Source organism: Neobacillus novalis NBRC 102450 (assembly GCF_001591805.1).
Taxonomy (GTDB): domain Bacteria; phylum Bacillota; class Bacilli; order Bacillales; family Cytobacillaceae; genus Neobacillus; species Neobacillus novalis.
In genome coordinates this window covers 81,519-93,797 of sequence record NZ_BCVP01000009.1, presented here as the reverse complement: position 1 = coordinate 93,797, position 12,279 = coordinate 81,519, and the positions used below count along the sequence as shown (strand labels likewise).

Below are 12,279 nucleotides of genomic sequence, written 5' to 3'. Positions count from 1 at the left end.
ATTGGGAAAAACCCATATTTCCTTAAAAATAAAGGAAGTTTTTCCGTTTATTTTATCCAAATCGTTGGATTTTGCCTTATTTAGAGCAGTCAATCGGAAATTCTCCGCTTATATCTGCTTCTTTAGCTTCCTCTGTCTACATTAGCCGGAAATTCTCCGCCTATTAATTCTCATTCCTACACGAAACTCAACAATGAGTAATAACAGAACCAATTTTAAAATACCGAAATGTCACAGTACCCGTCTTCTAATTTTTTCCCACCCTACGGGCAATGTTTTGCGACCGCGACGGCTCTTTTTCCCACTCACTGGCCGCGCACTTCAAAGATCCTATTTTATTCATTCGGCCCAAAAACCCGGTCGCGGATATCCGGGCCACCAGGGGCTCGTTTCTCAATTCGCTTTTCTAAAGTTTCTCTCATGCCTGGTGCAAGCAATTCACAACAAGCAAGCTCGTGCATTTCCACAAAATTTTGCTGTCTAGCATGAATAATTTGATTACATTTTTCGATGGTCCACTGTGGAAATGGCCGTTCCACAAGGGAAAAAGTTTGACCCGCCCCCACATACCCCTCTTTTAAAACCCGGAAATACCAGCCGGTCCTTCCGGTATTTTGTAATAACAGCGCTAAATTCTTTACTTTAAATCGGCGCGCCGGCTTCCAGCATGGCTGTCTAGGCTGTGAAACTTGAATAACCGCCTCGCCAATTTGAAAGGTATCACCAATCGCAATTGTTTCTTCATTTACATTGGCCATGACCAAATTTTCACCCATGCCGCCGGATGTTATCTCTGAAATACCTAATTCTGATTGCCAGTATCGATAATTTTCAAACGAATAGGCGAAAACTGCCTTTTCTGGTCCGCCGTGATGTTTCAAATCACCTTGTCCGTCGCCAGCTAAACCCGTTTTGCCGACCCAGACTTGTCCTTCGACAGGCTCTTTAAAAATCGCGCTAGTCCATTCACGCTCCATTGGATTTACCGCTTCTCTGTTTCCGATTGTTTTTGGTAAACCAACAAATACTTGTTTTAATAAGAAATCCATTTTATTTCCTCCTATAAAATCACACCGATTTAATTTAATTCGGCAAAAAGGATAAACATCCCTTCTTGGGTACCACAATTTATCATTAGCTATTGTTTTTTAGAAATAATAAATTTTATAAAAGCGGTTGCATTTTCAAAAATCTGTTTTATAATACTTGTATACAAGTATCCTAGTTTAATTTAGGAAGGTGGTTAAATGACAGAATCGACGGAATTACTTTATCCACAAAAGTGGCTTTCAAAGGCCTCCACCGGTGATCGTGTCACCTGCGAGCTTAGAATGCAGATTATTTCTGGCAGGATTGAAAGCGGAACCATTTTATCAGAAAATAAATTGGCTGCCGATTTCGAGGTAAGCAGGTCACCGATTCGTGAAGCATTAAAAGTTTTGGCATCTGAAAATTTGATTCGCTTGGAAAGAATGGGTGCCGTTGTCATTGGTTTAAAGGAGAAAGAAATAGAGGAAATTTATGATGTTCGTTTACTTATCGAAACCTTTGTCTTTGAACGGCTTGTAAAAATAGACACGAAAGGGGTAGTAAGGGAACTAAGCAAAATACTCGAAATGATGAAAGTCGCCATCAAATATCAGGATCCCGATGAGTTTTCCTATCAAGATGTCTTATTCCATGAAACGATTATTCGGACGATTAATCATTCCTACATCATGATGATCTGGAATAATGTAAAACCCGTTATGGAAGCTCTCATTCTTTTATCGATGCGCAACCGTTTCGAAGAAAAATACGATGACTTTGCACGGATTGTGAAAAATCATCAGCTCTATATTGAAGCGATAGATACAAAAAATAGAGACTTGATGATTCAATCACTACATCAAAACTTTGATGATGTTCAAGGGAAAGTAGAAGACCTTTGGCTGTCTCAACAAATGCTATCTAAAGGAGTAGACCCGGAAAAATGACCAGCAATATGTTAGGTGTAGACATCGGTACAACAAGTACGAAAGCCGTTTTATTTACTGAAAAAGGCGACGTCATTCAACAAGAGAATATCGGTTACCCCCTTTACACACCTGATATTTCGACAGCTGAACAGGATCCAGAAGAGATTTTTCAAGCTGTCGTACAAGCGATTTCGAAAATAATGAAACAACATTCTCAAAAAGAAATATCATTCATTTCATTTAGTAGTGCGATGCATAGTGTCATTGCCGTTGATGAAAATGACCAGCCGCTGACACCCTGTATCACCTGGGCAGATAATCGCAGTGAGGCATGGGCCCACAAAATAAAAGATGAATTGAATGGTCATGAAGTCTATAAACGAACGGGGACACCGATTCACCCCATGTCACCATTAAGCAAGATTGCCTGGATTGTGAATGAACGTCCTGAAATAGCCGCCAAAACAAAAAAATATATTGGAATTAAAGAATATATCTTTAAAAAATTCTTTAATCAATATGTGGTCGATTATTCTCTTGCTTCTTCGATGGGGATGATGAATCTAAAAGGCTTGGATTGGGATGGAGAAGCATTAGAAATTGCGGGTGTAACACGTGACCAATTATCAAAACTGGTACCAACAACCGCGATTTTTAAAAACTGCCATCCTGAATTAGCGAAACAAATGGGGATTGATCCACAAACTCCCTTTGTCATTGGCGCAAGTGATGGTGTACTCTCCAATTTAGGTGTGAATGCGATTAAGAAAGGCGAGGTCGCAGTCACAATTGGGACAAGCGGTGCGATTCGAACCATTATTGACCAACCGCAAACAGACGAAAAAGGACGATTATTCTGTTATGCATTATCGGAAAAGCATTGGGTCATTGGCGGTCCTGTCAACAACGGTGGAATGGTCCTTCGCTGGATTCGAGACGAATTCGCAGCTTCAGAGGTAGAAACCGCGAAAAGACTTGGAATTGATCCATATGAAGTATTAACCAAGATCGCAGAACGCGTAAGACCTGGCGCCGATGGATTACTATTCCATCCATACCTGGCAGGTGAGCGTGCACCATTATGGAATCCGGACGTACGAGGCTCATTTTTTGGACTAACGCTGGCGCATAAGAAAGAACACATGATTCGAGCAGCCTTAGAAGGCGTCATTTACAATTTATACACGGTGTTCCTGGCATTAATTGAGAGCATGGATGGCCCTGTTACCCGTATTCAAGCCACTGGAGGCTTCGCTAGATCAGAGGTATGGCGTCAAATGATGTCTGATATTTTTGAATCTGAAGTAGTCGTTCCGGAAAGCTATGAGAGTTCGTGTTTGGGCGCTTGTATTTTGGGTCTATATGCATTAGGAAAAATTGAGTCCTTTGATGTAGCTTCGGAAATGATTGGCAGCACTCACAAACATACTCCGAAGGAAGATGCAGCAAAGGAATATAGACAATTAGTGCCAATCTTTATTAATTTATCAAGAGTATTAGAAGAAGATTATACAATGATCGCCAACTATCAAAGAAGCTTACTAAATAAAAATATATAAATTATTGGGGGAATTATCATGCCATTAGTTATTGTAGCGATTGGAATTTTAGCATTACTAGTTTTAATCATGGGGTTCAAATTAAACACCTTTGTTTCACTTATCATTGTCTCATTCGGGGTGGCAATCGCACTTGGAATGAAGTTAGACGAAGTCATTTCAACGATAGAAGCTGGATTAGGCGGGACACTTGGTCATATCGCACTTATCTTCGGACTTGGTGCGATGCTGGGTAAATTAGTTGCAGATTCAGGAGGCGCGCAGCGAATTGCGATGACTCTGGTTAACAAATTTGGCGAAAAAAATATTCAATGGGCTGTCGTAGCTGCTTCGTTCATCATTGGAATCGCTTTATTCTTTGAAGTAGGACTCGTTTTATTAATACCAATCGTATTTGCCATTTCTAAACAATTAAAAGTTTCTATTCTCTATCTCGGTATTCCAATGGGAGCAGCTTTATCTGTGACCCACGGTTTCTTGCCGCCGCATCCGGGACCAACCACCATTGCAGGTGAATTTGGTGCAGATCTTGGTCAAGTATTGCTTTATGGTTTTATTATCGCTGTTCCAACTGTCATAATTGCTGGACCTTTATTTACAAAGCTTGCTAAAAAATTAGTGCCGGCATCATTTACAAAAACTGGTGATATCGCTTCTTTAGGTGAACAAAAGTCATTTAAACTTGAAGATACTCCGGGGTTTGGAATCAGTGTGTTTACCGCAATGCTTCCTGTTATTTTAATGTCGATTGCTACCATTATTACTTTACTGCAAAAAACAATCGGATTTGCAGATAATACGTTATTAGCCATTATTCGTTTTGTTGGTGGCGCATCCCCTGCCATGGTCATCTCTTTATTAGTTGCTATTTATACAATGGGATTAGCAAGAAATATTCCGATTAAATCAGTAATGGATTCTTGTTCAACAGCTATCTCACACATCGGGATGATGCTGTTAATCATCGGCGGAGGCGGTGCCTTCAAACAAGTATTAATTAATGGCGGTGTAGGTGACTATGTCGCAGAATTATTTAAAGGGACTAACATCTCACCAATTTTACTTGCCTGGATCATCGCTGCTATTTTACGGATTTCCTTAGGGTCCGCTACCGTTGCGGCTCTAACAACTGCTGGTATGGTTATCCCAATGTTAGGCCAGTCCGATGTTAACCTGGCATTAGTCGTACTTGCTACTGGGGCTGGTAGTTTAATAGCCTCACACGTGAATGATGCTGGATTCTGGATGTTTAAAGAGTATTTCGGTTTAAGCATGAAAGAAACATTCGCAACCTGGACCTTACTTGAGACGATTATTTCAGTAGCTGGATTAGGATTTGTTCTATTATTAAGTTTATTCGTATAAGGTAAAGCAACCCAGCAGCGGGGCACTCGCTGCTGGGTTTTTAGCCCCCCCCCTCAAACAATGTTAAAAACACCTTGCATGCGCAAGGTGTTTTGTGTCGTAATATTAGGCTGCTTTTTGTTCATGATAATCATTAAGCTTGTGGCCTTCCCATTTTGTAATGACAATCGCTGCCAAGGAATTGCCCACAATGTTTACACAAGTACGTGCCATGTCAAGAATCCGGTCAATTCCAGCAATAAAAGCAAGTCCTTCTACAGGAATCCCGACACTTCCTAATGTGGCAAGAAGCACCACAAATGATACGCCCGGAACTCCGGCAATCCCTTTGGAAGTTAGCATCAAAACAAGAACTAACGTGATTTGATGCCCGATAGTCAAATGAATTCCATACATTTGCGCTATGAACAATGCTGCTATTGCTTGGTATAAGGTTGATCCATCAAGATTAAAGGAATACCCCGTTGGAATGACAAAGGATGTAATCGCCTTCGGACAACCGATCTTCTCCATTTTTTCCATAATTTTTGGAAGGACGGTCTCTGAACTTGCGGTTGTATAACCTAAAATTAATTCGTCTTTTAAATAGCGTATGAGCTTAAAAATATTAAACCCGACAATTTTGGCCGTTAATCCAAGAACGACTAAAATGAAGAAAATCATCGATCCATATACGACAAGGACCAGTTTTCCGAGCGGAATTAACGAAGAGATACCAAATTTTGAAACAGTTACACCAATTAAAGCAAAAACACCAAATGGTGCAAGCTTCATGATTTGGTTTGTGACATAGAACATCGCATCGGCCGTTCCTCTAAAGAAATTTAGAATCGGCAGTCCTTTCTCACCAATCGCCGCCACACCTAATCCAAACATAATGGAAAAGAAAATGATGGCTAGCATATCGCCATTTGCTAATGACTGAATGATATTGGTAGGAACTATATTCACAACTGTGTCAATCATCGAATGTGACTCTGTTTGTTCCGCGGTATGGACGTAACTATTTATATCCGTTTTTGTCAGTTTAGATCGGTCTACTCCGGCACCTGGCTGAAATACGTTTCCGGCAAGAAGGCCAACAATGATGGCGACTGTGGTAATGATTTCAAAATAAAGCAGGGTTTTCCCGCCAAGCTTTCCCAATGACTTCATATCACCGACCCCAGCAACTCCGACAATAAGGCTGGAAATAACGATTGGAACAACAATCATTTTTATTAATCGAATGAAGATATCTCCAATTGGCTGGAGGTAACTTGCTACATGCGGATTTCCATAAAATACCGCACCGACAATTATACCGAGAGCCAGTCCAATAAAAATCTGCCACGCTAAACTAATCTTCTTCATTTGCACTTCCCCTTTTTAAAATATATAAAAGTTGTTAAAAATGAACAATCAACTTAGATGCCGTAAACTATTCCACATTCATCTTTATTAAGATTCGCTATTTTAAAAATAAAAATCTTAGTGGAAAATAGTTCATTTTGTTTAGGTTCTTGTTTAATAAATCTGATTTTTCAAGACTCTAACACCATTTAATCAAACGTTTGATTTTTTAGGTTATTTTTTTAGAATAACATATTTGATCAATAAGGAAAATAGTAATTTTTGCTTACCCTCAACTTGGTGAATCTAACGAAATAAAGATCCAGATAAAAAAGCAGGGGCTATTCCATTTTATTTATGGATGAGCCCCTGCCCGTATGATGGTTCCAAGCAATCTGGATTACCACTTTAATAATCTAATTGCCGTAAAGACAAAAGCAACTCACTTTCATTGATTTTCTTAATTTTGTATTTGCGAAATTGGCTTTCAATTTTCTTTTGTTCATCATCTTTTTTACTAAATAAATTGGCTAATTGATAAAATCCTTCTGCTAAGATGGTCACCGCTCCAGCAGAACCTAATTCTAATCCCAATGTTTCTGTATCAGAAAGCTGTGATTTAGCTAATTCTTCGATTTTAATTTTATAGTCTCCCTTAATAACGATAAACGACTCCTTATTATCAAAGGCTAATAATAATTCTTCAGCATTATAAACTTCAAAGATAGTCTTTTCCTTTTCGAGCTGTAATAATTCGTCAAGCACCATCCCCTCACTTTTTCCAACTGTTTTAGCAATTGCTTGAATGGTTTTCACCGAATAACTGCTGACACTTTTTTTGTTTACACTTGAAAGCATTTGCTGACTGATTCCCGTTTCTTTGAATACATCATAGCGTTTCTTTCCATTTCTTTGTAAGTAAATATCCAAAAGGCTCATTCACATTCCCCACCCTTTTTGATAAATTATTTTTTACTAAAATTTATTTTACTCAAATATATTTTAGTGAAAAGTCAGAAAAATGTCAATATTAAATCGCTTGTATGATTGCTGCGAGGTGACAAATGAGATACTATCTAAGGGGGCAAGTGCTATTGGCTTCATTTGGCAATGTGACCATAATGAGAAAATCAGTGGCGAATCTGCTGAAGCTTTATCAAGAAAGGAATTTTCCTCATGCATATAAATGAATTGGAATCGTGGGTGGCAAAGCTCGGACTTGTTCCGCATCCTGAAGGTGGCTATTACAAAAGTACTTTTTCCTCTGGCGAGCAGATTTCCGACAAAGAGTTAACAGTAAATTTCGAAGGTCTGCGAAAGCTTTACACGAGTATTTACTTTTTATTAACATCCGATAATGTGTCACACTTTCATCGTCTAAAGTCGGATGAATTGTGGTATTATCACGCTGGAAGCTCACTGACCGTTCATATAATTCATGAAAATGGAGAATATGAAGAAATAAAATTAGGTATGAATCTTGAAGCGGGAGAAGTTCCACAGGCGTTAGTTCCTAAAAATTCAATTTTTGGATCATCCGTTCTTGAAAAAGATACATGTTCGCTAGTAGGCTGCATGGTATCTCCAGGGTTTGAATTCCAAGACTTCGAATTATTTACCCAGGATGATCTTTTGTCGAAGTATCCGCAGCATAAGGATATTATTATGAAGTTGGCATACAAGGAACTGCCTAAAGCTTGAGGTCTCGCAGCAGCCTCAAGCTTTAGATTCCAACAACTTCCACTTTCTCCTTAAGGAGTTTAACTTGTGCCAAAAATTCCTCCTTCTCGTCAAGCGTTAGATATATTTTAATGATCAAACAATCTCTTCCAACACCATCTCTTAACAAGAGCGGTTCTTTGAGGGTAATCTCAAAATCCGGGTCTTCGAATCCAAATAAAGTGAGATTCCAGACATCTTTTTTCTTTTTATCTTTTTCAAAATTTATTTTCCCAGCTTTAATACTATCGATATTATGTAAGTAAATTTGCGCTTTTAACCGCAAGCCCAAGCGAATGTGGAGTTTTTCGGGTGATAAAAGGACAGGATTCCGTTTGATTGCTTTATAATCACTGATAAGAAAAATAATCAAATACAACGAAAGCGCCAAGTGGATCCAGGCTATGACTGTACTCCAACTATGTAGGAAGTACGAGACACCACCCGCTTCTAAAACTAAAACAAAGAGAAACCCAAACATAATCCCGCCGTAGCCGATTTTTTTATGAAGTGTAAAGGCAGTTCCTTGTTCGGGCTCTCTTTTATTTGATGGTGAAAAAAGATAGTAAATGGTCAAAAAATCTCGTGTAAGAAACGCAGCAAGCACTTTATTCTTGATTTGGCTATTTACCATCGCCTCGATTTTCTCTACTGTTGGCAGGCTTTGCTCTGTATTTTTATATGCTTTGATAAATTGAATTACTCGCCATACCCCTAAACATACAATCAAAGTTTCCAAACTTATCCATACCCCAACAGGAATGTTACTCATACTAATCCCCCTTCTTCTGGTGCCCTGCTCTCACCGCTTTTTTGAAAATTCCCGGTAGCCTTATTATTATTTATTGTACTATAAAAACTTTAAAACCGGCAGATATCCATGTGCGGCCCGCCGGTTTTAAAGTTTAATGATAATATGAGGACAATGGCTGAAATAGCGCTTGTTTTAACTTCTCCAAGGCAAGTTTCAGCGTTCGACTTACTGTAATCTGTGACATCGCTAATCGATAGGCAGCGGTTCGCTGGGACTCCCCTTCGACAAAAATTAAATAAACAATCCATTTTTCCATCTCATTGAGCTGTGACCAGGCTTGGGACAAGTCTAAACGTGTCTCAATCACATGATATTCCTTATCTTCCTTCCCAATCACATCCAACAGAGCAAATCCCTCTTCATTGTATAGCGGAGCATCAAGTGAAGTGACACGCCAATATTGCCAGCCCCTTCGCTTGGGAGAACGTGTTTCATGATTCTTCATCACCTTAACTCTCTCCTTTTTTCAATGATTGGATTTCTACATTGTGCCTATAAGTTCTCTGATAAAACCGGTTGTTAGTAGCTTTTTCGTCTGCCAAATATGAGCGATACTACAAACAAAATCAAGAAGATTACGAATAGGATTTTGGCAATGCCCACCGCTGCCGATACAATTCCAAAAAATCCAAAAATCCCTGCGATAATAGCAATAATAAGAAACAAAATAGCTGCTTTTAACATGTGTTTACCTTACCTTCTGGAATATTTTTGATTTGCCTCCGTTTGTTATTTATTACCCAGTTAATTCTTTGATAAAACCTGTCTCAATTTCCAATTCCTCCTATTCATATTGTTTTAAACGTAGAAAATACGGGTACTTACCTAACTAGGATTAAAATAATAGTGACAAAGGAGTGTTCTTCTTGAGTGAAACAGCAGAAACGAATAAAAGCGGACTTTTGTTAGGATTGTTAATCGGCGGGGTGATCGGGGCAGCAGCTTCGTCTTTATTAACTCAGAAGTCTGGCACAATGTTGAGGGAAGATCTATCAAAAACGTATAAATCCCTTAATGAAAAAACAAGCCAATTATCCGCGGTTGTTAAAGAGAAGGCCCAGGACGTTGCAAGCAGTATCGGCAAACATGCTTCTGAGCTTTCAGATAAGGCCAATGAAGGAAAACAAGTGATTGCGGATACGCTCCATGACGTCAAAGACGATATTCGTGACAAAAGCAGCTGAGGTGGGTTGAGATTGTAACTGCTCGCTCTTTTCAGCTCAAAAAGTCCACGTAGGAACTATCTACGTGGACTTTTCCCATTATTTCAAGCTCTGCATGTCCACCTAGGACCCTTTACGTTAACTTTCACTTTTATTCAAACAAATCATGGCCTGTTCCAATATCAATTATTATTTCCTCATTTACAATCCCGGGTCTGATACCAGATAATATATTCAATACCAAAAAAGGTTTTAATTTTAACAAGGATCCACCAGTCAACTTTAATCATTTTCATCATTTTGTTTTTTATGGCATATTCTAAGGACATACAATTATTAGGAGGCCCGAGATGTTTTTATCCTATCCCATTTTAGCAGCGCTTTTAGGAATGTTAATTGCCCAATTTGTAAAAATCCCCATCCACTATGTAACAACCGGGGAATTAAAATGGAATCTGATGTTTAGTACCGGCGGCATGCCGAGTTCACATACAGCTACCATTATTTCCTTAACGACAGCGATTGGATTAACGACTGGACTTTATTCAAATGAATTTGCCATTTGTGTCGTCGTTTCCCTTATTGTCATGCATGATGCTACCGGGGTTCGAAGACACGCGGGCTACCATGCAGAAGTTTTAAATAAGTTGTTAGCAGATTTCAATCTACTCATTGAAACCTTAAAAGACCCGAATTTAAAGAAAACAGAGTCGAGAGAAAAGCTAAAAGAATTATTAGGGCATCAACCAGCAGAAGTTTTTTTTGGCGCGATTACAGGAATTATCGTTGGTGTTTTAACTTATCAGGTTTATCCGTTTTCATAGCGAACAGTGCCAGTCACTGTCCGCCCTTTTTAAAGTATTTTTCCTATAGCAAATATCGTAAAACCATTAAGGAGATAATGCCTGACAGTACCGTGGCTAATAAACTACGTGTCTTAATCGCAACCAAAAACGTAGGGATAGCTGCTAGAATTTCAACGTTTCCAGTTGATAGCGCAAGTTTCCCATCAGCCATGAAAATCTCCTGGCCCACCAAAGCAGCCATTACAGAAATGGGGATAAAACTTAACCATCGTGTCGCCCATTCCGGTAGTTCAAAGCGGCTAAGCACCATCAGCGGCAGGACCCTGGGAATAAATGTGACAAGTGCTGTTCCCAAAATGATTAATAGAATGGCCCCTCTTACTTCCATTTTTCCAACACCATCCCTATCGTTGAGGCAATAATTGTAGCCGTAATCACGCCGAGACTGCTCGAAAACATCGAACTAATTCCAACAGCGATGATGACTGCGATGATGGCCACAAAAATATCCAGTTTGATTTTTTTCCGGCTTAACACCGAAAGGACCAAAAGCCCAATAAACATCGCTGGCAACGCATAATCTAAGCCGAATTTTTCAGGATTGGAAATCCAATTACCAAAATAGGCACCTGCTAAATTGGCAATCACCCAGTTTAACCAAGCGGTAATATTTAGCCCGTGCATCCATTTCTCGCTTATGTTTCGCTTTTGTGCCGCCTTATTAATAGCCACACCAAAGGTTTCATCCGTAAGCAGTGATCCGATGAGCATATTTTTAAGCGGAGAAAGATGGCGAAAATAGGGTGAAAGGGCAGCGCTAAGTAAGATATGACGCACGTTGACAAAGAAAATAGTAATAATAATCGCAGTTGCAGAACTATTAACGGCAATCATACCCGCTGCAATAAATTGAGCCGAACCGGCATAAAGAACGAAGCTTATCAGGGCAATCTCAGCAATGCTAAGGCCTGCCGTCTTTTCAACAACACCGGCAGCAAAGCCGATACTTAAGTAACCCAACAGTGTCGGGATACAATCCTTTACACCTTGGATAAAGGAATCTTCGTCACTTGGATGGATTACGGATTCACTTTGAGCATTGGAAAGGCTCATCATATCCCCTCTTTTGTCATTATTTAAACGGATTTCCTGTAACCACATGGAACAGGTCATGGTGGTTCATCCATTAGTGAAAAATTAACAAATAATACTTACTCATTTTCCTCTGAGACAATTAGTGGTTATTATAATACTAACTAATGAAATATTCAATATTTTTCAACAACACAAAAGTGCTATTTTGAACCAAAAAAAGCTGCCTGCGATGCCGGCAGCTTTTACTAATACATTATTTCCAAATAAACTCCCGCGTCCAATAATTACCTTGTGACACATAACCAACGCCTATATAATTATAGTTCGGATTTAGAATGTTCTTGAGACCCTTCACTATTCATCCATGCCTTGACAACTTCTTCAGGAGACCGTTGTCCCATGGCAATATTTTCACCGGCATAGCAACAGTTTAATGCAATTACGGGTGATGACAGGCACTTTTTTTCG

General features: G+C 39.3%; 14 protein-coding genes and 1 pseudogene. 6 read left to right on the top strand and 9 right to left on the bottom strand.

Going from position 1 to position 12,279, the window contains the following annotated elements; all coding sequences use genetic code 11:
* Positions 1–335 precede the first annotated feature (335 nt).
* On the bottom strand, positions 336–1,049 hold the full coding sequence (locus tag BANVL01_RS06335) for an MOSC domain-containing protein (protein ID WP_066083207.1): 714 nt from the start codon (positions 1,047–1,049) through the stop codon (positions 336–338).
* A gap of 198 nt (positions 1,050–1,247) precedes the next feature.
* Here BANVL01_RS06335 and BANVL01_RS06330 point away from each other — a divergent pair, with 198 nt between their 5' ends.
* Genes BANVL01_RS06330 through BANVL01_RS06320 form a run of 3 tightly spaced genes read left to right on the top strand, consistent with a single transcriptional unit; the run spans position 1,248 to position 4,882 of the window.
* A complete protein-coding gene (locus BANVL01_RS06330) occupies positions 1,248–1,976 on the top strand; it encodes a GntR family transcriptional regulator (protein WP_066083206.1) in 729 nt (242 codons plus the stop codon).
* Positions 1,973–3,517, top strand: a complete 1,545-nt coding sequence (gene gntK, locus BANVL01_RS06325; RefSeq protein ID WP_066083205.1) for a gluconokinase — start codon at positions 1,973–1,975, stop codon at positions 3,515–3,517. Before BANVL01_RS06330 ends, gntK begins: the two co-directional genes overlap by 4 nt.
* Before the next feature lie 18 nt (positions 3,518–3,535).
* Positions 3,536–4,882: a GntP family permease gene (locus BANVL01_RS06320; RefSeq protein ID WP_066083204.1), complete on the top strand. Its 1,347-nt coding sequence runs from the start codon at positions 3,536–3,538 to the stop codon at positions 4,880–4,882.
* A 105-nt stretch (positions 4,883–4,987) separates the two neighbouring features.
* Here the strand turns inward: BANVL01_RS06320 and BANVL01_RS06315 are convergent, their stop codons facing one another.
* Both BANVL01_RS06315 and BANVL01_RS06310 read right to left on the bottom strand, forming a co-directional pair.
* Positions 4,988–6,235 (bottom strand): cation:dicarboxylate symporter family transporter, encoded by a 1,248-nt coding sequence (locus BANVL01_RS06315; RefSeq protein WP_066083203.1) that lies wholly within the window; start codon positions 6,233–6,235, stop codon positions 4,988–4,990.
* A gap of 387 nt (positions 6,236–6,622) precedes the next feature.
* A complete protein-coding gene (locus BANVL01_RS06310; protein WP_066083202.1) occupies positions 6,623–7,153 on the bottom strand; it encodes a hypothetical protein in 531 nt (176 codons plus the stop codon).
* A gap of 237 nt (positions 7,154–7,390) precedes the next feature.
* Between BANVL01_RS06310 and BANVL01_RS06305 the strand changes: the two genes are divergently transcribed.
* Positions 7,391–7,915, top strand: a complete 525-nt coding sequence (locus BANVL01_RS06305) for a cupin domain-containing protein (protein WP_066083201.1) — start codon at positions 7,391–7,393, stop codon at positions 7,913–7,915.
* Between the two features lie 22 nt (positions 7,916–7,937).
* On the opposite strand, the gene BANVL01_RS06300 is transcribed toward BANVL01_RS06305, so the two are convergent.
* The 3 genes from BANVL01_RS06300 to BANVL01_RS26595 all read right to left on the bottom strand — a co-directional run bounded on the left by BANVL01_RS06300 (position 7,938) and on the right by BANVL01_RS26595 (position 9,431).
* Entirely contained in the window at positions 7,938–8,705 is a 768-nt protein-coding gene (locus tag BANVL01_RS06300; RefSeq protein ID WP_066083200.1) for a hypothetical protein, read from the bottom strand.
* Positions 8,706–8,838: 133 nt separating this feature from the next.
* Entirely contained in the window at positions 8,839–9,192 is a 354-nt protein-coding gene (locus BANVL01_RS06295) for a sigma factor-like helix-turn-helix DNA-binding protein (protein WP_235845504.1), read from the bottom strand.
* A gap of 74 nt (positions 9,193–9,266) precedes the next feature.
* Positions 9,267–9,431: a DUF1328 family protein gene (locus BANVL01_RS26595; RefSeq protein ID WP_024028879.1), complete on the bottom strand. Its 165-nt coding sequence runs from the start codon at positions 9,429–9,431 to the stop codon at positions 9,267–9,269.
* A 182-nt stretch (positions 9,432–9,613) separates the two neighbouring features.
* On the opposite strand from BANVL01_RS26595, the gene BANVL01_RS06290 reads away from it, so the two are divergent.
* Both BANVL01_RS06290 and BANVL01_RS06285 read left to right on the top strand, forming a co-directional pair.
* Positions 9,614–9,931, top strand: a complete 318-nt coding sequence (locus BANVL01_RS06290; protein ID WP_066083197.1) for a YtxH domain-containing protein — start codon at positions 9,614–9,616, stop codon at positions 9,929–9,931.
* A gap of 329 nt (positions 9,932–10,260) precedes the next feature.
* Positions 10,261–10,734 carry a divergent PAP2 family protein gene (locus BANVL01_RS06285; protein ID WP_066083195.1) on the top strand — a complete coding sequence of 158 codons (474 nt, stop codon included), beginning with the start codon at positions 10,261–10,263 and terminating at the stop codon, positions 10,732–10,734.
* A 43-nt stretch (positions 10,735–10,777) separates the two neighbouring features.
* Here the strand turns inward: BANVL01_RS06285 and BANVL01_RS06280 are convergent, their stop codons facing one another.
* The 3 genes and pseudogenes from BANVL01_RS06280 to BANVL01_RS28155 form a co-directional block, all read right to left on the bottom strand.
* Positions 10,778–11,104 (bottom strand): AzlD domain-containing protein, encoded by a 327-nt coding sequence (locus BANVL01_RS06280; protein ID WP_066083193.1) that lies wholly within the window; start codon positions 11,102–11,104, stop codon positions 10,778–10,780.
* Entirely contained in the window at positions 11,095–11,829 is a 735-nt protein-coding gene (locus BANVL01_RS06275) for an AzlC family ABC transporter permease (RefSeq protein ID WP_066096105.1), read from the bottom strand. Before BANVL01_RS06275 ends, BANVL01_RS06280 begins: the two co-directional genes overlap by 10 nt.
* Positions 11,830–12,064: 235 nt before the next feature.
* Positions 12,065–12,230: pseudogene (locus tag BANVL01_RS28155) on the bottom strand (CAP domain-containing protein); the annotation flags it as partial.
* Between the last annotated feature and the right edge of the window lie 49 nt (positions 12,231–12,279).